The organism is Clostridium sp. CM041 (assembly GCF_055081035.1).
Window position 1 is genome coordinate 2,785,693 of the sequence record NZ_CM143648.1, and the last position, 20,657, is coordinate 2,806,349.

General features: G+C 30.8%; 22 protein-coding genes and 1 pseudogene. 19 read left to right on the forward strand and 4 right to left on the reverse strand.

Going from position 1 to position 20,657, the window contains the following annotated elements; genetic code table 11:
- The first annotated feature begins 38 nt into the window (after positions 1 to 38).
- The 7 genes and pseudogenes from ACWJJT_RS13180 to ACWJJT_RS13210 all read left to right on the forward strand — a co-directional run bounded on the left by ACWJJT_RS13180 (position 39) and on the right by ACWJJT_RS13210 (position 2,613).
- The gene (locus ACWJJT_RS13180; RefSeq protein WP_462955011.1) at positions 39 to 218 is read left to right on the forward strand and encodes a hypothetical protein; all 180 of its coding nucleotides are present in this window, start codon (positions 39 to 41) and stop codon (positions 216 to 218) included.
- 362 nt (positions 219 to 580) lie between these two features.
- Positions 581 to 766: a cysteine-rich CWC family protein gene (locus ACWJJT_RS13185; protein WP_216302444.1), complete on the forward strand. Its 186-nt coding sequence runs from the start codon at positions 581 to 583 to the stop codon at positions 764 to 766.
- Positions 767 to 874: 108 nt separating this feature from the next.
- On the forward strand, positions 875 to 1,048 hold the full coding sequence (locus ACWJJT_RS13190; protein ID WP_216302445.1) for a hypothetical protein: 174 nt from the start codon (positions 875 to 877) through the stop codon (positions 1,046 to 1,048).
- A gap of 105 nt (positions 1,049 to 1,153) precedes the next feature.
- A pseudogene (locus tag ACWJJT_RS13195) lies at positions 1,154 to 1,345 on the forward strand (AAA family ATPase); the annotation flags it as partial.
- A 113-nt stretch (positions 1,346 to 1,458) separates the two neighbouring features.
- Positions 1,459 to 2,109: a TetR/AcrR family transcriptional regulator gene (locus ACWJJT_RS13200; RefSeq protein WP_462955012.1), complete on the forward strand. Its 651-nt coding sequence runs from the start codon at positions 1,459 to 1,461 to the stop codon at positions 2,107 to 2,109.
- Positions 2,110 to 2,127: 18 nt separating this feature from the next.
- Positions 2,128 to 2,304 carry a hypothetical protein gene (locus ACWJJT_RS13205; protein ID WP_216302447.1) on the forward strand — a complete coding sequence of 59 codons (177 nt, stop codon included), beginning with the start codon at positions 2,128 to 2,130 and terminating at the stop codon, positions 2,302 to 2,304.
- A 36-nt stretch (positions 2,305 to 2,340) separates the two neighbouring features.
- On the forward strand, positions 2,341 to 2,613 hold the full coding sequence (locus ACWJJT_RS13210; protein WP_462955013.1) for a hypothetical protein: 273 nt from the start codon (positions 2,341 to 2,343) through the stop codon (positions 2,611 to 2,613).
- 116 nt (positions 2,614 to 2,729) lie between these two features.
- Here the strand turns inward: ACWJJT_RS13210 and lepB are convergent, their stop codons facing one another.
- Together lepB and ACWJJT_RS13220 are read right to left on the reverse strand one after the other, a co-directional pair.
- Positions 2,730 to 3,269: a signal peptidase I gene (gene lepB / locus ACWJJT_RS13215; RefSeq protein WP_216302449.1), complete on the reverse strand. Its 540-nt coding sequence runs from the start codon at positions 3,267 to 3,269 to the stop codon at positions 2,730 to 2,732.
- Positions 3,270 to 3,363: 94 nt separating this feature from the next.
- Entirely contained in the window at positions 3,364 to 5,592 is a 2,229-nt protein-coding gene (locus ACWJJT_RS13220; protein ID WP_462955014.1) for a HelD family protein, read from the reverse strand.
- A gap of 381 nt (positions 5,593 to 5,973) precedes the next feature.
- Between ACWJJT_RS13220 and ACWJJT_RS13225 the strand changes: the two genes are divergently transcribed.
- A complete protein-coding gene (locus ACWJJT_RS13225) occupies positions 5,974 to 6,285 on the forward strand; it encodes a PadR family transcriptional regulator (RefSeq protein ID WP_216302453.1) in 312 nt (103 codons plus the stop codon).
- Positions 6,286 to 6,299: 14 nt separating this feature from the next.
- Positions 6,300 to 6,923, forward strand: coding sequence for a DUF2812 domain-containing protein (locus tag ACWJJT_RS13230; protein ID WP_462955015.1), 624 nt, complete (start codon positions 6,300 to 6,302; stop codon positions 6,921 to 6,923).
- 315 nt (positions 6,924 to 7,238) lie between these two features.
- On the opposite strand, the gene ACWJJT_RS13235 is transcribed toward ACWJJT_RS13230, so the two are convergent.
- On the reverse strand, positions 7,239 to 8,048 hold the full coding sequence (locus ACWJJT_RS13235; protein WP_462955016.1) for an aminoglycoside phosphotransferase family protein: 810 nt from the start codon (positions 8,046 to 8,048) through the stop codon (positions 7,239 to 7,241).
- Between the two features lie 405 nt (positions 8,049 to 8,453).
- Between ACWJJT_RS13235 and ACWJJT_RS13240 the strand changes: the two genes are divergently transcribed.
- Positions 8,454 to 8,723, forward strand: a complete 270-nt coding sequence (locus tag ACWJJT_RS13240; RefSeq protein ID WP_462955017.1) for a DUF1294 domain-containing protein — start codon at positions 8,454 to 8,456, stop codon at positions 8,721 to 8,723.
- 409 nt (positions 8,724 to 9,132) lie between these two features.
- Here the strand turns inward: ACWJJT_RS13240 and ACWJJT_RS13245 are convergent, their stop codons facing one another.
- On the reverse strand, positions 9,133 to 9,963 hold the full coding sequence (locus ACWJJT_RS13245) for a nitrilase-related carbon-nitrogen hydrolase (protein WP_462955018.1): 831 nt from the start codon (positions 9,961 to 9,963) through the stop codon (positions 9,133 to 9,135).
- Positions 9,964 to 10,109: 146 nt separating this feature from the next.
- Between ACWJJT_RS13245 and ACWJJT_RS13250 the strand changes: the two genes are divergently transcribed.
- The 9 genes from ACWJJT_RS13250 (at position 10,110) to ACWJJT_RS13290 (ending at position 20,655) form a co-directional block, all read left to right on the forward strand.
- A complete protein-coding gene (locus ACWJJT_RS13250) occupies positions 10,110 to 10,946 on the forward strand; it encodes a YihY/virulence factor BrkB family protein (protein ID WP_462955019.1) in 837 nt (278 codons plus the stop codon).
- A gap of 348 nt (positions 10,947 to 11,294) precedes the next feature.
- Entirely contained in the window at positions 11,295 to 13,166 is a 1,872-nt protein-coding gene (locus ACWJJT_RS13255; RefSeq protein ID WP_462955020.1) for a polysaccharide biosynthesis protein, read from the forward strand.
- 40 nt (positions 13,167 to 13,206) lie between these two features.
- A complete protein-coding gene (locus ACWJJT_RS13260) occupies positions 13,207 to 13,791 on the forward strand; it encodes a sugar transferase (RefSeq protein ID WP_462955021.1) in 585 nt (194 codons plus the stop codon).
- 66 nt (positions 13,792 to 13,857) lie between these two features.
- Positions 13,858 to 14,754, forward strand: coding sequence for an NAD-dependent epimerase/dehydratase family protein (locus ACWJJT_RS13265; RefSeq protein ID WP_462955022.1), 897 nt, complete (start codon positions 13,858 to 13,860; stop codon positions 14,752 to 14,754).
- A gap of 41 nt (positions 14,755 to 14,795) precedes the next feature.
- The gene (locus ACWJJT_RS13270) at positions 14,796 to 16,043 is read left to right on the forward strand and encodes a glycosyltransferase family 4 protein (protein WP_462955023.1); all 1,248 of its coding nucleotides are present in this window, start codon (positions 14,796 to 14,798) and stop codon (positions 16,041 to 16,043) included.
- A gap of 131 nt (positions 16,044 to 16,174) precedes the next feature.
- Positions 16,175 to 17,191, forward strand: coding sequence for a polysaccharide biosynthesis protein (locus tag ACWJJT_RS13275; RefSeq protein WP_462955024.1), 1,017 nt, complete (start codon positions 16,175 to 16,177; stop codon positions 17,189 to 17,191).
- Between the two features lie 82 nt (positions 17,192 to 17,273).
- Positions 17,274 to 18,383: a capsular polysaccharide biosynthesis protein CapF gene (locus ACWJJT_RS13280; protein ID WP_462955025.1), complete on the forward strand. Its 1,110-nt coding sequence runs from the start codon at positions 17,274 to 17,276 to the stop codon at positions 18,381 to 18,383.
- A 5-nt stretch (positions 18,384 to 18,388) separates the two neighbouring features.
- On the forward strand, positions 18,389 to 19,513 hold the full coding sequence (wecB, locus tag ACWJJT_RS13285; RefSeq protein WP_462955026.1) for a non-hydrolyzing UDP-N-acetylglucosamine 2-epimerase: 1,125 nt from the start codon (positions 18,389 to 18,391) through the stop codon (positions 19,511 to 19,513).
- A gap of 2 nt (positions 19,514 to 19,515) precedes the next feature.
- Positions 19,516 to 20,655 carry a glycosyltransferase family 4 protein gene (locus ACWJJT_RS13290; RefSeq protein ID WP_462955027.1) on the forward strand — a complete coding sequence of 380 codons (1,140 nt, stop codon included), beginning with the start codon at positions 19,516 to 19,518 and terminating at the stop codon, positions 20,653 to 20,655.
- Positions 20,656 to 20,657: the final 2 nt, after the last annotated feature.

The window sequence follows — 20,657 nt, forward strand, 5'->3', positions numbered from 1 at the left end:
TCTTGAATCATAACATATAAATAAGAGGGGATGAGTTTATGGGGTTAATTACTTTAGATAAGATTGAAAGGCTTGAAAAAAAATTAGATGATATTGAAAAACATTTAGTCAGATTAGAGGTAAAAATTGACAATGTAAGTGAAGAAAATAGTTCAATTAAAAGCATTGGAACAAACATAGTTGAAATGAAAAATCAAATATGGGAATTAAAAAAATAAATACAGTATAATTCAAATTAGATTGTAATTGAATCAAGGTGAAAATTTAAGCTAATGTACAAGTGAAAGCTATGGATTTAAAATAGATGGAAGGTTAAGAGAACATTATTGGATTAATGAAAGTAAGTATGACCAATGTGTTTATTCTATTTTAAAATCTGAATTGTAATATATTATGGTGAATTTATAACCTAAACAATAATATATTTAGCAATTGCATTAGATAGCTCTTCATATGTATTATATTTGTACAAGTAGTAGTGTAGACAGATATTTATTAAAGTATAATATCATGTAAAATAATGTTATTATATTCATAATAGCATTTTTAAAATGTAAAAAAAGATGAAGGAGTGATAATAGTGAGAGTAGAAGGATTAGAGAGAATATGTCCACTTTGTGGACAAGACAATAATTGTAAACATGGTCAAGGTGGATGTTGGTGTGATACAGTTAAAGTCCCTAAGTACATTCTAGATTTGATTCCTAATGATAAAAAGGGTAAAGCTTGTGTATGTAAGTCTTGTTTAGAAAAACACCAGAAATAAATGAAATTAATGATTAGAGGTTAATCTTAGAAAAGTGGTGTTTAATAAATGATATAAGTATGATTTAAAAAATATCTATAATGATAAATAGAAGGGGGATGGGAGCATTTGAGACAAATAAGGATATTTAGTAACTCCAATAGATTTTGTTTAGTGACGGAAGTAAATGATTTTATCAAGAATAATAAATTGAAAATTAATGACATCCAATATAGTTCAACTGGTGGTATGTTTTCAACTCAATATTCTGTTATGATTGTTATTGAAGAAGATGAAATATAAAGTTAAGACAGAGTTTTCTTATATATCGGTGCGAGTAATCTAATATCATTAGATGTTAGGTAAGTGTAGGATATATAATAAACTGTGCTTTCCCTTTTATATCTACCCAATGATGGTTTTTTCTTAAGAGCAGAAAGCTTCTATAATATGGCTACAAATATAGACGATATAGATGCTTGCAGTTCATATGGAGGGGGTTCACTACACTCACAATCTCATGGAGAATCTTTTTTAGCAGTTATTAGGAATAGATTTAGTGGAAATGGTTTATATATTTTAGACGAACCAGAATCAGCATTTTTAATGCCTAACGTTGTAAATTTGCATAATGTTGGATTAATGACTATTGACAAAACAAGGAAAGTACAATAATATATACATACCAACGGTCGGTATAAAAGGAGAAATAAATGGCAAGAAATAATTATCCAGAACGAACAGTAGAAAACATAGTGTCACTTTCAGCAAAACTATTTATAGAAAAAGGTTATGATAAAACAAGTATTCAAGACATCATTAATGCATTAGGTATGTCAAAAGGTGCGATTTATCATCATTTCAAGTCTAAAGAAGAAATTTTGAATAAAGTACTAGAACAAAGGTCTAATTATGCTACTCAAATGTTTAATAATTTACTTATAAATATACAGGCAAGTAATGCCAGAGAAAAACTCGTGAATATATTAGACTGTATTTTATCAGATAATAGTATACAGTCTATGAATAATGTCCTAATTTCACAAATTAAAAGCCCACAGTTTGTAGTAACAGGTATTAAGGATTGTATTATTAAGGATGCTCCTAAAATTGCTAAGATCATTTTGCAAGGGAAAGAAGATGGATCCATTACAACAGACTATCCTAGTGAATGTGCAGAAGTTTTTATGATTCTTTTAAATGTATGGATTAATCCTGTTCTTTTTGAGCGTAATCTTTCGGAAACAGTTAGTAGGTTGAAATTTTTACAGCAAATGATGAAACAACTAGGTGTTGATATAGTGAGTGATCAATTGATACAAAAAACAGTGGATATTTATTCGGATATGGACGGATGCAAATAAAAGGGGAGGGATAGATTAATGGAAGTAGGGTTTATTGTAGGAAGTATATTGGCACTTGTAATATTATGTGTAGGTATCATTGGACTGATTGTAAGTAAGCATAAACGTGAAAAAAACAAATGGGCGTGGGCAGCAATTATATTTAGTGTCTGTGCACTTGTAAGTGCAGTAATTAACTCAAGGATACTATTTTGAACCAATTATTAAATGTGATTCTATAAGGAGGATATAATGAAAGAATATAATAAAAAAATATTGGATGATACAAAAAAAATATCTAATAAAACATATCAAAAAGCAATGGATGATGCACAAAAAGCAACACATCCATCACCAAAAGTTTTAAAAAAAGGTGCTCAAATAAGCTCAATTGTAGGACTTACACTTTTGACTGCTGGAGTTGCAGGTTTATTTTCTGAAAAAGAAAAATGGGCATTGGGATCGCTTATTTCTGGAATAATTGTAATTGCTACAAATTTTACAAATACAACTATAACTAAATAGGGGGTACGGTAACTATTCGTAACAAGTACATCTTGTAACAGATGTACTTGTTACTGCATTGGGTTCGCATACAGATAGTTTGAAGTGGGGCGTAAATTAAACCTTTGTCAATAATTCTAATGATTAAGAGCATCATCTCCAATTACAAATTTTCCTAATCTCTTAAATGGATATATAATAAACTGTGCTTTTCCTTTTATATCTTTACCATCTATGTACGGATTTTCCCATCTTCGGGCATCAAATGAATTAGCTCTATTATCTCCAAAAAACAAATATTTGTTTTCTGGAATTTTAAATTTTTTATCTAAATCCTCCATATATACTACATATGGCTCTTCAATTTTGCTTCCATTAATAAAAACTTGCCCCTTATTTTTTATAATAACTTCATCTCCTGGAAGTCCTATAAGTCTCTTTATTAATGGTATTTTTAATTCCTCAGAATCAAAAACTATTAAATCACCTCTTTTTAGGTTATCTTTATTATAAACTCTTGTAACGGTAATTTTATCGCCTATCTTTATAGTCGGATACATTGATTCCGAGGGAACTGTAATATTAAAAAATAGGAATTTATATATTAGAATTGCCAAGATTATTGCTACAAGTATGGGGAATAACCACTCTTTGATAAAATATTTTAAAAATTTCAATTATTTAACCTCCTCGTGAAAATTAAAATGCGATAGTTGGAGTGAAAATAGTCATAAAAATACATATTAAAATCCATACCTGAATCAACAATCATTAAATAAACTCACTTTTTTCTCCTGTATAATAAATAGCAAGCTGATGTAGTGCTCTCGTACAGGCTACATATAAAAGATTCCTATCAAACTCACTGTTATAATTGTCCTTTGAAACATTGAACACAAGTACTACATCAAATTCTAGACCTTTTGATATATAAGAAGGAATAGCAAGGGTACCCTTTATACTGTCAGTACTTTCTGTATTTAACAATTTAATGTTAGATAAATTGGATAGCTTTTTTTGAACCAATAGGGTTTCTTTCTCCGTTTTGCAAATAACTGCAATAGACTCATAACCACGACTTTCATAGCTATGAATATCTTGGATTATAGTCTCATAAAGCAACTCTTCATTGTCTTTAAATATAATTTGCGGCTCCGATGCATGTCTCTCAAAGGGAACAAACTCCTGTTTGCTATTTAATATTTTCTGAGTAAATTCATTAATCTCGATAGAAGACCTAAAACTTTTATTCATAGAAAGCTTTATGCTCTTTTTCTTGTGTAGAATTTTCTCTATATCATCATATATAGATTTATCACCACGTTTTTCGAGAGTTTGGTTAAAGTCACCGAGTACTGTAAACTTAGCTCTAGGTAGCAGAAGATTAAAGACTTCGTATTGAAGTGGATAATAATCTTGGGCTTCATCAATAACAACCTGCCGTATATCTGAAAACGCGCGACTACCGTTAAGCCTTAGTTTGATATATAAAAGGGGAGCACAGTCCTCGTAATTAATATAGCCTTTATGGAGACTTTCTATGGTTTCTGATACCATTTGGTTAATGTTTTTTGGTAATTCTAACCCTTGCGAAAGTTTTAAAAGAAGTCCGGATTTATTAAATAGTAATTTGTACAAATCCGAATAATCAACCTCAGTAAATTTATGAATATGATTCATTAATACTTTAGCTTCTTTAATTGCCATTAATCTGCTAAAAGATTTTAGCTCTAATTCATGTCCTATGCCGTTTTGAACAATCCCCTGAATTTTTTCAAGTCTTGCTTTTCTTAAAGGATGAATTTTACTAAGCATCATACTTTCAATTCTTTTAAGTTTTTTTGATATTGGCATATTCATTTTACCGTTTAAGAAAAGATTATTTAGCTGTTGTTTTGTTTCAATAATTTTTCCATCATAATATAAGTCTTCAAAATGTGTTAATTTATGCTCATAATAATGTATTAATCTATCCAAAATAGTTACAAATGTTTTCGAACCTTTAAATTTAGTGTTCTCCATTTTTATATTTAAATTTTGTTGATTATCATTAATAATCAAAGTTTCAAGTTGCTGCTTTCTACTTTCAAATATAAATCTATTATCTAAAAAATCAACTACAATATCGTCAAAAGTAGTTTCCTCTACGTTTTCCTCGCCTAGTTCTGGTAGAACTCCAGAAATATATTTACTGAAAACAGAACTAGGAGAAATTATAATAATATTATTGGAATATAGCTTTGATCCCATACCAACATAAAGCAAATATGCAATTCTATGTAGTGCTATAGATGTTTTACCGCTTCCAGCTACGCCTTGTACAATCAAAAGCTCATTTTCAGTATCTCTAATAATTACATCTTGTTCCTTTTGAATGGTTTCAACAATATTTTTCATATTTGAAGAAGAATTGTGACTTAACACTTCTTGTAGGATATCATCATTAATTGTTATGCTGCTATCAAAAAAATACTTAAGCTCAGAATTCTCAATTTTATATTGCCTCTTCATAAAAATATCACCCGAAATTATTCCGAAGGGGGCATTATATGATCCTTTACCAAGTTCGCACTGATAAAACATACTTGAAATAGGGGAGCGCCAATCGTATATTAAAATTGAACTTGTATCATTATCTATTAAATTATAAAGACCGATATAAATCTGATCTGTATCATTATAAGCATCTTCCTTAAAATCAAACCTTCCAAAATAAGGTGAGTTTAAAATCCGTGTATATTTTTTTATTCGTTCCACCGATTTTTCATAATTATAATTTTGACTATCAACCTCAGAGAGTTGTTGAAGCATTTCTGGGACTCTATCAAAATCATTTGAAGAATGAACAGATTCTTGCCACATATCTCTTCTTGAAGCAATAAGATCTCTTTTTCTAAAATTTATCTCATATTCGTCTTTACCTAATTCTTTTTCGAGGAAGTTAACTGTACTTTTAAGATATACAAGTTCCTCTTGTTTATTTAGCTCATAATCATTCATTTTCTCACGCTCCCATATTTTTATAAAAATCATTGACATTTACACTCATTATGTGGTATAATAAGATGAAATATATAGTGGGTTTATTATATTGTATAATCATATCCACATTTAATTATAGCTAAAAATCCTGTTTAAGTAAAGCTTATGCGTGGTTTTTTTTATTTTAGTACAGTTTTTAATATTAAACCTGTAAAAGAAATTAATAGTAACAATTTAATAACAGAGATATAGAGGGCAATTAGATGCCTTCTTTTTTTATTACTATACCAACCATATAAACTTTTTGTTATATGGTTTTTTAGTATTGACATATATAGTCAAGCTGTATATCATATAACTATATAGTTAAACTTTATAAGAAAGGAGTTAGAGAACTAAATGAAAAAAAATAAAAATTTACCACTTACAGAAACAGTTTATTACATTCTTTTATCTCTACTTGAACCAGCACATGGATATTTAATTATGCAAAAAGCTGAAGAATTAAGCGACGGGAATGTAAGAATAGCGGCAGGGACTTTATACGGAGCCATTGAAAATTTGCTGAAATTAAAGTTTATTCAACCTGTTGAAAGTGATGACAATAGGCGTAAAGTTTATCTTATCACAGACGAAGGAAAGAAAGTATTACTTCTTGATTTTGAAAGAATGAAACATATGATTGAGATTACTCAGAATAATTTGAAATAGAGAGAGGTGTCAATATGAAAAAAATTAGATGCTATGTCAGCTTAGATAAAGAAGAAAAATGGTTAAATGAAATGGCAAACCGAGGTTGGGAATTGGATGAGAAATATACAAAATATGAATTTCGTAAAACTTCACCTAACAATACTATTATAAAAGTAGATTATCGTAACTTTAAGTCAAAGGACGATTTTCAAAATTATATTATCCTTTTTAAGGACTGCGGGTGGGAACATATTGCTGGTACAAAAAGATCTGGAAAACAATACTTCAAAAAAATAGATGAAAGAGCTGGTGATGATATTTTTTCTGATGTCTCTTCTAAAGCGGATAGATACAAGAAATTGTCAAATATGTGGCTATCATTGGTAGTATGTTATATTCCAATATCAATATCGTTGGTCACAACAAAAACTACTGATATTGCGGCAGTATTGAATCCGAAATTATTGTACTATACGCCTGGATTATGGCAAAGGACAGGAGCGTCCTTTTGGGGGTCATTCTTATTTGAAACACCTTTCGCAATGATGAGGGGGTATTTTTGGTTGATTTTTCCTTGTTTAATTACTCTATATACTATTTTCGCAGTAAAGGCACAAATGTATTATAAAAAAACAAATCTTAAAAATCGAATATAAGAATGATTGGGGAATATAATAAGTAGGGTATAATTATCATAAATCGTGATAGATTGTAACCTATCACGACTTAACTTATTCAAGGAATTAGAATTAGTTAAGAAAACGCAAAATTTAAAGCGTTTGCTTTGCTGATGTAACTATTATCTCTAACACCCTAGTTAAAAAAGAGAACTTTTCTCATCATATCAAAATCTGAACCTGACTCATAAAATTCTTTCATCAGATGTTACAATTAAATATGAATTCCAAGTGTTAACTACATGTGGTTCATCTAGTATTATAAAGATTTAAACAAATCTAATTTTAAATAATTTAGATTTTTAACGTCTTCATTGTTTTGTCGATAAAATTTAATAGTGATGTTTTTTCATCTTTTGGTAACCATTCAGTAAGTCGCGCTGCAGCAACAGGAAGTTCCCATTGTTCAATTTGTTCAATCTTAACTCCTGTTAGTTTTAGGTAATGGTTTATATATTCTAAATAAAACTTATTTCTAATAAAATTAATAATTTGTTTTTCAGGAAATGTTTTATTGGGAACAACGCCAAACTTAAACATTATTGATGTCCTCGCAATATCGGTTAATGGATTCCCTTGAGTTGCAGTCATCCAATCGATGACTATTTCTCCGTCTTTTGTTATAAGTATATTATCTGGGTGAAAATCTCCATGACATAATATGTTATCATCTTTAAGTTTATCAATATATTTATACAACCTCGTTTTTATATCATCCGTTAATAACTCTGTATTTGAAATATTATCCTTGAGCCTTGTTTTGTAAGTAGATAGCTTAAAATTAACCTTTTGCTGAATTGATTTATGCAATTCTGCTAATCGTTGTGCTTCTTTTCTTACTTTCCAGGGGCTAGATGCTACTACTTTCATCATAGTTATTCCATTAATTCGCTCATATACGATACCACTTCTATTATCAACTTCTATAAGTTCATAAACTTTCGGTGTTAAATTCAATTGATTATAAATGTTAATACTAACTTCATATTCATTTTGGATCGCCGTTTTAGGTAAATCTGTTCTAAAAAGTTTTAAAATTTTATCTTGTCCCCACTCGAATACTTCAGCTGTTCTTCCTTCTCCGATTAACTTTCCATTTTCCATATATCTTCCCCCATTTGCTAAGTTGCCCTACTATACAATTGTGCAACAATTTCAAGTCAATTATACCACTATGTACCATAATTTATCCGTTTTATTTGTTGGCGTGAGCTGTATAGGGGATGCTGATCTAACTCTTAATACAAATAAAATTGCCTGTAGGTTAAGAACAGTTTGTTTCAATTATTAGTATTTGGATTTGCAAATTAAATAACTGATAAATTGTATTATAAGTGCACTACCCATAATTACCATGATTGCTGAATGAGAATCCATTTTAATTTTTTGTGTCTAATGAAAAAACATTTTGACGTGCGTAAAAATGTACAGTACTATATAGATATCAAGTAAAAAGGTGCTATAATAACGCTTTTTTACTATTAAACAATTAGAATGGAGGGAAAAAACATGAAATTATTTTTTTATTATATTTTAGCAATTAACTTATACGGTATTTTTGCCATGTATTCAGACAAGAGAAAGTCGCAAAAGGGGAAGTGGAGAACGCCAGAGAATACTCTTTTCACTATAGCTTCTGCTTTTGGGGCTTTGGGTATTTTTATAGGTATGCGTTTATTTAGGCATAAAACTAAGCATAACAAGTTTGTAATAGGGATACCATTGATACTTGTAGTTCAATTGTTTGTATTTTTCAAATATATTTATAAAATGATATAATTCTTATAAATTTACCAATAGAAAACATTCAAAGGCGCTACTTAATTTACAGTCTGATATTGACATTTTTACAAAAAAATACATGGTTCTATAAGTTTCATAATTTTGTCTTGAAATTTTACTATTTTGAGGTTATAATAGGTGACGTGCTACTTATATAATATAAAAAGTAGGCAATAATTTATGAAGAAACTTTGAATTTAAAAAGAAATTAAATGATAAATAAAATAAAACATTATGTTATTAGAGTTTGACAAGTAAAGTTTAAATTTGTGGATAACTAGTGTATAAATTTGAATAACTTTTCATGAGACTGTATTTATTATCAAAATATGGTTTATTTAGCGTGCTAATAAACAAAGTTATCCCCCTTTAGGGGATAACTTTGTCTGAATTGTGGATAAAGTTTTTAATTGCTTGAAAACAATTCACAATACAAACTTTCTTTTCTATCTGCTTTAAGTCTAAATCTTTCTCTAATTTGGGTTGCGTTCTCCTCGGAGATATCCGCTATAACTAAACCTTCATCCATATATAAGTTGCTTATTACGTTGCCTAGTGGATCTACAATCATGGAGTCACCACTGTAGGTTAATCCATTTCCTTCACCTATTCGGTTTATACCTGCTATATAACACTGATTTTCTATGGCCCTTGCTTTGAGTAAGGTAATCCAGTGATCACGTCGATCTATAGGCCAGTTAGCTGCAATGGTTATTAAGGTAGCAGTCTTAGATGCTATCTGAAATATTTCTGGAAAACGTAAATCGTAGCAGATGAAAGGGGCGATAGTAAAGTTAAAAGCATTGAAGTAGTTGATTTTATTTCCACTTTGGTAAAATTCAGTTTCGCATCCAAAGGAAAAAGGATGAATTTTAGTGTAAGTCACAAGATTCTTGTCTTGGGGCACGTCTCGATGCATTACTCGTGGCACGCCTCCATGTACTACCGGAGGCGCCACTACTGAGTATTTGTTTTTACTGTTTGTTCTTCCTTCTACATATCCAAAGCCTATGAAAATATTAAATTTAGAACTCATTTCCTTGAAAAATTCTACGGTTTCATTATTATCTTCTCCTACTAAAGAAGTGTTCATAGAAAAGCCTGTTAAAGTCATTTCAGGGAAAAAAATAATATCCACATTTTCAGTAGTTGCATGCTTTATAAATTGTATTGCGGTTTCTTTATTCTTAGTTTTATCTTCCCAAACAATATCCAATTGGGCTAGTGCTAATTTCATAGTATCGACTCCTTACTAATAATATCTTCATATAATACATATTATATCAGAGTAAGAATAAAATGCGGAAGCATTGCATTTCTCCTGCGTGTTTTGCAGTTGAACTGAAAACAGTATATAAATTGTACCGAAAAGGTGGTTACTATATGTTAAATAATTTAAAACAACTTGTATGTAGAGTTATAGATGACGATATTACTGCGTTGGCAGCTCAACTGGCTTATGATTTATTGTTGTCTTTTTTTCCTTTTTTATTGCTACTAATCAGCATGTTAAGTTATAGTAATCTAGAAAGTAAAGATGTGCTGATATATCTACATCAAATAATGCCCAAGAGTGCTTTTGATTTAATTTACACTACAGTTATAGAGGTGCTGGATTCAAGAAATGTGAATTTACTATCCATAAGTATAATAGGCATAATGTGGTCGGGATCCAGTGGTTTTAGAGCTATAATAAAGGGATTAAATAAAGCCTATGATGAGGAAGAGACAAGACCTTTTTGGAAAACTTTAGCTATATCTATATTATTTATGCTAGGACTTGTAATAGCTATTATTGTGGGAGTAGCCCTAGTAGTTTTTGGACAAATGATAGGTGGGGTTATTGCGACGCGTTTAGATTTATCTAGTAAGTTTATATTAGATTGGGATATTATAAGATACCTAGTATCCTTAGGTGGGATGGCAGTTACATTTGCAGCATTATACCATTATACTCCTTGTAGAAGATTAACATGGATAGAGGTAATACCTGGAGCTATTGTTAGTACTTTAGGATGGTTAATATCTTCATTAGGTTTTGCGTATTATGTTAATAATTTTAATAACTATTCTGGTCTGTATGGTGGAATAGGAGCAGTAATAGTGCTTATGCTTTGGCTTTATATAATTTCCATAATAATACTACTAGGGGGGGAGGTTAATGCTTTGTTAGCCTTCGAGCGAGATGGTAAACAAAAACCTAGGTGTAAAAAGTATTAACGACATTTCAGGTCCATAGGAGATAATTAGCTCCATGGGAGATAATGAATAGCTCCATAGGAGATAAGTAGCTCCATAGGAGATAATTTAACTAGAGTTATTATATGAAATTGGCTAGTATTTAATGATATAATGATATAATGGAGAGCATATAATATCTAAAAAATAGCTTTGAATTGTGAAATTTCAAGTTTCATAAAATATTAACACTTATTTAAAGGTATTATGGTATACTTAATACTGCAGTGAAACTGAAGAAAAGTGTATTAAATTGTAATTAATACATTTTTTGATAACATTTAAAAAACAATCATATTTTATTATATATAAAATAAAGAGGTGCATTATATGAAAACTCTAGGAAAATGGAAAAAACCAATATTAATACTAAGTGATGCAGTGCTAATAAACTTAGCATATATATTATCTATATTTTTTAGATATAATTATAAAAATTTCAAGTTCTATTCAAGTGACTTTAAAGAGATAGCGTTAATTGTGACGATTATTTACATAGCTTGCTTTTTTGTCTTTAAGCTTTATGACAGCCTTTGGAGTTATGCAAGTATAGATGAATTTATGCTTGTTATTGGTGGATGTCTTACTGGGAATATTGCAACTATTGCTTTTATTAGAATTATTGGACATAACTTTGCCTATGGGGTAAGCATAATAGCTTGTGCTTTTAGCATTATATTTATAGTTGGTATTAGGATGTCCTTTAGAATCTACGGTAGATTCGAAAGCATTGTAAGTTGTAATGTAAGTAAAAGTGACCGCAAGAGAGTAATGATAATTGGTGCTGGAGCAGCTGCAGCTATGGTTATAAAAGAAATGAAAAGCAGTAACCAGAGTAAATATATACCGGTAGCTGTAATTGATGATGAAGATTACAAAAAAGGAAACACTATTATGGGAGTGAAGGTTCTTGGAAGTAGAGAAAGCATACCTATTATAGCAAAAGAAAAGGATATAGAAACCATACTTATAGCTATTCCCACCATAAAAGATGAAGATAAAAAACAAATACTCGAAATATGCAAAAAAACAAGTTGTAAGATAGAAATTATTCCAGGAATGTATGACATAATAGACGGGAAAGTTTCCTTAAGTCAAATTAGAAAAGTAGAGATTGAGGACTTACTGGGTCGTAAAGCAGTAAATCTTGATATGGAAGGCATTGCAAGTTTTATACGCGATAAAACCATACTAGTAACAGGCGGCGGTGGATCTATTGGTTCTGAATTATGTCGTCAAATTATAAAATTTGAACCTAAGAAATTAATTATTTTTGATATATATGAAAATAATGCTTATGATCTCCAAATGGAACTTCAGTATAAATATCCGAAATTAGATTTAATAGTATTAATAGGATCCGTTAGGGATAAACAAAGACTTGAGAATGTATTTGAAAAGTATTTACCCAATATAGTTTTCCATGCAGCGGCACATAAACATGTTCCACTAATGGAAGAAAGCCCTATGGAAGCTATAAAAAACAATGTGTTTGGAACCTTTAATATGGCAGAGTGCGCGAATAAATTTAATGTAGAAAAATTCGTGATGATATCCACAGATAAAGCGGTAAACCCAACCAATGTTATGGGTGCTACTAAGAGAATGTGTGAAATGATTATACAATCTATGGACAAAATAAGTAAAACACACTTTGTGGCAGTTAGGTTTGGAAATGTATTAGGAAGTAACGGGTCCGTTATACCCCTATTTAAAAACCAAATAGCTCATGGTGGTCCAGTTACACTTACTAATAAATATATAACTAGGTTCTTTATGACAATACCCGAAGCAGCACAATTGGTACTTCAATCGGGAGCATACGCAAAAGGCGGAGAAATTTTCGTGCTTGATATGGGGCAACCTGTTAAGATATATGATTTAGCGTGGGATTTAATAAGGCTTTCAGGATTTGAGCCAAACAAAGACATTAAAATAGAAATTACAGGACTTAGGCCAGGAGAAAAGCTTTATGAAGAACTATTAATGAGTGAAGAGGGACTTATTAATACTAAACATGAAAAGATTTTTATTGGTAAACCAACGTTTAGTGATTTGGATGTTATGAAAGATAGAATGGGAGAGCTTAATTCTATTATAGAGAAAGATGATGTAACATTATTACTTTCAAAAATAGAAGAAATAGTTCCGACATATAATAGAGGTGCTGCAGAAGGTGAAGACACCACTGTAGAAGAGTAATAAAAATCAGGGTAATTTTAAAAAAAACAGGGGGCATAATATGGAGAGATTTCTGGATGTTATAATTAGTATACTTATAATAGTGTTGTTATCGCCGCTATTTTTAATTATAGGAATAATCATAAAGCTTAATTCAAAAGGGCCAATATTTTTTACCCAGATGAGAATAGGCAAAAATAATGAATTATTCAAATTGTACAAGTTTAGGACAATGAAAATTGGAACTCCTAATGTAGCAACTGATAAACTTGATAATTCAAAAAGTTATATAACATGCATTGGTAAAGTCCTAAGAAAAACTAGTATTGATGAACTTCCACAATTAATTAATACACTTATTGGGGATATGACTTTTGTGGGACCAAGACCTGCTTTATATAATCAGCTTGAGCTTAAGGAAATGAGAACAAAGGCAGGAGTTCATAAACTACTTCCAGGAGTTACTGGATGGGCTCAAATTAATGGACGAGATGAGAATGATGATTCTGAAAAAACAGCACATGACGTATATTATTTAAACAATAAATCATTATCACTTAATGTGAAAATATTATTTAAAACGGTATCCAAAGTTTTAAAAGCAGAGGGTGTCCGCGATGATGGGCAAAAAAAAAGTAGAGCTTAAGACTATTAGCGATACTGGTAAGCTGAGACATATGAAGCTTTCTGCTAAGAAGGAGATGATGGTGAGATGAAAAAAATACTTATAACAGGATCTAATAGCTATATTGGTGCATCCATTGATAGGTGGCTAGAGAAATATTCTGATGAATATTCTACAGATACATTGGATATGAAGGACGATTCATGGAAAGAAAAAGATTTTACGCAGTATGATGTAATCTTTCACGTTGCAGGTATAGCGCACGTCTCATCAGACCCTAAAATGGAAGAGTTATATTATAAAGTCAATCGTGATCTTACCGTAGAGACTGCTAAGAAAGCAAAGAAAGCTGGCGTTAAGCAGTTTATTTTTATGAGTAGCATTATTGTTTATGGCGATAGTAGCAATGTTAACGGGGAAAGAATCATAGATAAAAACACTGCTCTAATTTCCAGTAATTTTTATGGAGACAGTAAAATTCAAGCAGAAAAAGGAATAAAACCTTTAGAGAGTGATGATTTTAAAATTGTTATTCTTAGACCACCTATGATTTATGGGAAAGGGTCTAAAGGGAATTACCCGAAATTAGCAAAACTTGCTCAAAAGCTGCCTATTTTCCCTGATATTGACAATAAGCGAAGTATGCTTCATATAGATAATTTGTGTGAGTTTATTAGATTGATGATTGTAAATGAAGAGAGCGGACTATTCTTTCCACAAAATAGTGAGTACGTTAAGACTTCAGAGATGGTGAAGCTTATTGCAGAATCTCATGGCACGCGAATTAGGTTAACTAAAATATTCAACCCCTTATTACGTCTTATGGGTTTGAAAATCCAAACATTTAGTAAGGTGTTTGGCAGTTTGGTTTATGAGAAGAGCATGTCTGATTATAAAGAGAATTATAGAATTAGAGATTTGAAATCATCGATCATTGTAACAGAAACGGTTACCACAACAGAAACGGTTGATACAAAAAAATAAGTTGTGGAAAAATAGAAATACTAAAGAAGGGGGATAATGAGATGAAAAAACACATTTTAGTTATAGCGCAATATTTTTACCCTGAACAATTTCGTATAAATGATATTTGTACAGAATGGGTTAAAAGGGGATATAAAGTAACAGTTATAACTGGAATACCTAATTATCCCAAAGGTGAATATTATGAGGGGTATGGACTGTTTAAGAAGCGAAAAGAAATGTATAATGGTATTGAGATAATTAGGATACCACTAATACCCAGAGGGAAGAGCTCAGTAATGCTTGCTTTAAACTATTTGTCCTTTGTTGTATCCGGATTCTTTTGGAAGATGTTCACAAAAATAAAAGCTGATTATGTATTTATATTTGAAGTATCACCCATGACACAAGCTTTACCTGGTGTATGGTATGCTAAAAAAAGAAAGATACCATGTTACTTGTATGTTCAAGATCTTTGGCCTGAAAATGTTGAAATAATTACAGGTATAACTAACAAAAGGATAATTGGCGCTATAGGCAAGATGGTTGACCATATATATTCCGGCTGTACTCATATTTTCACTACATCAAATAGTTTTGTTAAGTCAATACACAATCGTGGCGTTGCACTAGATAAGATAGAGTACTGGCCGCAATATGCAGAAGATTTTTATGTGCCGCTTGAGAAAGCGTGCATTGAAGAAATTCCAAATGATGATGCATTTAATATAACTTTTGCAGGTAATATTGGTAATGCACAAGGGTTAGATATATTGCCCAAAGCTGCAACATTTATAAAAGAGAAAAATATAAATAAAAAAATCCGGTTTAACATTATCGGAGATGGTCGATATAAAGAAGAATTAATGCAACTTGTACATAAAGGTGAGTTGGAAGACATGTTTAATTTTATTCCAAAACAACCTGGAACCCGGATTCCAAAGTTTATGGCAGCAAGTGACGTCGCTTTCTTGTGCTTAACAGGTGGCCCACTGTTTTCAATGACTATTCCGGCTAAACTACAGTCATACATGGCTTGTGGTATACCAATTATTGCATCAGCCGACGGTGAGACTGATAAAATAATCAAAGAATCAAATTCAGGTGTTTGTGGCCCAGCTGGAGATGCGCAGATACTCTCAGATATGATAATAGAGCTCGCTAATGAATCACCAGAACTTTTAACAAAGCTCGGAGCAAATGCAAGAAATTACTATGAAAATAATTTTAACAAGCAAGAATTGTTAAATAGAATAGATAAATATTTTGTAAAAAATTTAGTAGTGGAACAATTAAACAATAATATTTAAATACAATTAAAAAATAACTTGTTAAACGAGTAAATAATAACTAGTTAACAAGTAAATAATAACTAGCTTAACAAGTAAATAATAACTAGCTTAACAAGTAAATAATAATTTGAAATTGGAGGAGATATACCATGTTTAAAGGTAAAACATTATTAATTACAGGAGGAACAGGTTCTTTTGGGAACGCTGTAATGAAAAGATTTCTTGATACAGATATAGCAGAAATTCGTATATTCTCAAGGGATGAAAAAAAACAAGATGATATGAGAAAATTATATAAAAATGATAAAATTAAATTCTACATAGGTGATGTACGGGACATAGCCTCTGTAAAAAATGCTATGCATGGAGTAGATTATATATTCCACGCAGCTGCTTTAAAACAAGTTCCATCTTGTGAGTTTTTTCCTCTTGAAGCGGTAAAAACTAATGTAATAGGAACAGATAATGTGCTTACAGCAGCAATTGAGTATAACGTCAAAAAAGTAATATGTCTTTCCACTGACAAAGCAGCATATCCAATAAATGCTATGGGTATTTCAAAAGCTATGATGGAAAAAGTATTTGTGGCTAAAGCTAAAACAGTATCACCGGATAGGACACTTATTTGTGGTACTAGATATGGAAATGTTATGGCATCAAGAGGATCAGTAATTCCACTATTTATTGAACAGATAAAGAATGGAGAATGTTTAACTGTAACAGATCCTAATATGACTAGGTTCCTTATGAGCCTCGATGAGGCTGTGGAACTTGTAATATTTGCATTCGAAAATGCCAAGGCAGGCGACATAATGGTTCAAAAATCTGATTCATCAACAATACGAGATTTAGCACAAGCAGTGGGTGAATTATTCAATTCGAAAAATGAAGTTAAAATTATAGGCACTCGTCATGGAGAAAAGCTATATGAAACACTTCTTACAAAAGAAGAGTTTGTAGTTGCTCAGGACATGGGGGGATTTTTCAGAGTTCCAGCAGATAAAAGAGATCTTAACTACGATAAATATTTTGTTGAAGGCGATATAAAACTATCCACAGAGCAAGAATATAACTCTCAAAACACTGGAATTCTTAATGTAGAGCAGATAAAAGAAAAGTTACTTAAACTTGATTATATACAAGAAGAATTAAAAACCAATTCTTAAATTAGTGAAGTCCACAATATTAGGTATTAATACTTAGTATTGTGGAATTGTTTAAATAAAACAGATGAAATGTGAGGTAAATATGAAAATACTTGTTACTGGCGCAAAAGGATTTGTAGGAAAAAACATTATAGCAGAACTTATTAATAAAGGTTATACAGATATATTTGAATATGATTTAGGAACTGAAGAATCACTTCTTGAAAAATACACTAAAGAATGTGAATTTGTTTTTCATCTTGCTGGAGTTAATCGCCCAAAAGATGAAAGTGAATTTATGGAAGGTAATTTTGGATTTACATCAGTGCTTCTTGATCTTCTTAAAAAAAACAATAATAAAGCACCGGTGCTTATAACATCTTCTGTGCAAGCAGAAAAAGAGAATCCTTATGGCATCAGCAAAAAGGCAGGCGAAGATTTATTATTTGCTTACAATAAAGAAACTGGGGCAAAGGTACTGGTTTATAGATTGCCAAATTTATTTGGTAAATGGAGTAGACCTAATTATAATACTGTGGTAGCTACCTTCTGTTATAATATTGCAAGAGGCATAGAAATACAGATATCAAATGCAGATGCTGATTTAGATTTATGTTACATAGATGATGTATTAGATGAATTTATTAGATCATTAGAAAACATGGAAAGCAAAAAAGACGAATATTGTTATGTACCTATTGTGCATAATATTAAACTAGGGGACCTTGCGCAAAAGATAAGAAGTTTTAAGGAAAGCAGATCTGACTTAAGTGTGCCAAATATGGGTGATGAACTTACTAAAAAGCTTTATAGTACTTACTTAAGCTTTTTACCAGAGGATAAATTTTCTTATGACCTAAAAATGAATAAAGATAACAGAGGATCTTTTACGGAATTTATTAGAACAGCTGAAAATGGACAAGTATCGGTAAATGTATCCAAACCTGGAATAACAAAGGGTGATCATTGGCATCATACTAAAAACGAAAAGTTTATGGTAGTTAGTGGTGAAGGAGTTATTAGATTTAGAAAAATAGGAACAGATAAAATAATTGAATATAAAGTTAATGCAGATAAACTAGAAGTAGTAGATATTCCTACAGGATACACTCACTCTATTGTAAATATTGGTGAGAACGATTTAGTGACAATAATGTGGGTTAATGAATGCTTTGATCCAAAAAAACCAGACACATTTCACTTGGAGGTATAGAACTTATGAAAAAACTTAAAGTAATGACAATACTAGGAACAAGACCTGAAATAATAAGACTATCAGAAGTTATAAAATCTTGTGACAGATATTTTGATCATATTCTTGTACATACAGGTCAAAATTGGGATTATACACTTAATGATGTTTTCTTTAAAGAGCTAGAGCTTAGAGAACCAAATTACTTTTTAGGAGTTGTAGGAAGTGATCTTGGAGAAACTATGGGGAACATAATAGCTGAGAGTTATAAAATATTAGTTAAGGAAAAACCAGATGCATTAGTAATACTTGGGGATACAAACAGTTGCCTTAGTGTTATTGCTGCTAAAAGATTAAAAATCCCTGTATTCCATATGGAAGCAGGAAACAGATGTTTTGATCAAAATGTACCTGAAGAAATAAACAGAAAAATAGTTGACGTTACAAGTGATGTTAATATGGCATATACAGAGCATGCGAGAAGATATTTGTTATCAGAAGGAATGAGGAAGGAATATACTTTTGTTACTGGATCACCACTTCCAGAAGTTTTCCATAGATATATGGACAAAATTGATGAAAGTACCGTGCTCGAAACATTAGGCCTTGAAAAAGGTAAATATATTTTGGTAAGTGCTCATCGAGAAGAAAACATAGATAATGAAGAAAACTTTAAGAGTATAACAGATGCGTTAAATGCAATAGCAGAAACTTATGATATGCCAGTTATATATTCAACACACCCAAGAAGCTGGAAAAGAATTGAAGAAAAAGGAATAGTATTTCATAAAAATATAAAACAATTAAAGCCATTCGGTTTTTATGATTACAATAAACTTCAAAAAGATTCATTCTGCGTTTTATCTGATAGTGGATCACTTGCGGAAGAAACGAACATTATGGAATTTCCAGGAGTATCAATAAGAACAAGTACTGAAAGACCAGAAGCAATTGACAAAGGTTCAGTAATACTTGGTGGAATAACTTCTGATAGCATAACTCAAGCTATAGAAATGATAACTATGCAAAAATCATTAGGAGAAAAAACTGTGAAAGCTCATGATTATACAGATATAAATATTGGTATAAAGGTTGTTAATATTATTCAAGGGTATACAAGTGCCATAAACAAGTTTATATGGAGGAAGTAATAATGAGTCCAGAAAAAAAGAAGAAAATTTTAATGATAGGACCATTTCCAGACCCTATAACAGGTATGTCTGTGTCTAATCAAATGCTTTTAGCTGGCTTATTAGAAAATGGCCATGAAGTTGAATTTATAGATAGTAATGCAGAAAGAACTTTTACAAGTTTAAAGGCGCAAGGTAAATTTAGTATTAAAAAAATATTAAATAGTGTTAGGCCAATAGCTATTGGATGCTACAAGATTTTATTTCAAAAATTTGATGTAGTGTATATTACGCCTGCACAAAGTTATTTGGGATTTTTGAAGTATACTCCATTTATAAACGTGGCTAATTTTAAAAAAACCAAATGTTATATTGAGTTTCATGGTGGATTTGTCCGAGTTATGTATGACTCAGTAGATGCAAAAAAGCAAAAAACATTAACATCTTATTTCAATAAAACTGATGGTGTTATAGTTCTAGGTGATTCACTAAGATCAATGTTCGATGGAATACTTGAAAAAAGTAAAGTTTTTGTTTGTGAGAATGGTGTTCAGGACGAATATATGCTGACAGAGAAAGAATTTGCGCAGAAATTACAAAATCAACAACTGAATAATAATTGTAATATAGAAGGATTAAAAATATTATATTTAAGTAATCTAATGCAGAGCAAAGGTATATTAGATTTACTGAAGGCTTGCATAAAACTTAAAAAAGAAAATTTCAAATTTCATTTAAATTTAGCAGGTAACATAGAAGCAGAAATAGTTGATGCTGTTAATGAAATGAGTAAAGAACTTGGTGGGCACGTTACATATCATGGGGTTGTTAAAGGTGAAAAAAAAGCAGCTCTGCTTAAAGATAATCATGTATTCTGTCTTCCTACATATTATCCAAATGAAGGTCAACCAATTTCCATTTTAGAGGCAATGGGGAATGGGCTCGCTATTATCACCACAACTCAAGGTGGGATAATAGATATATTTAAGGATGGAGAAAATGGAGCGGAATGCAATAAAAAGGACCCAGATTCAATATGTGAAGCTATGAAGAAATGTAATGAAAACTATATTAAATATTCTAAAAAAAATTATTATGAATGTTTAGCTGAGTATAATAGAAAAGCATTTGTAGGTAGAATAGAAAACATTATCTTAAAGTAATA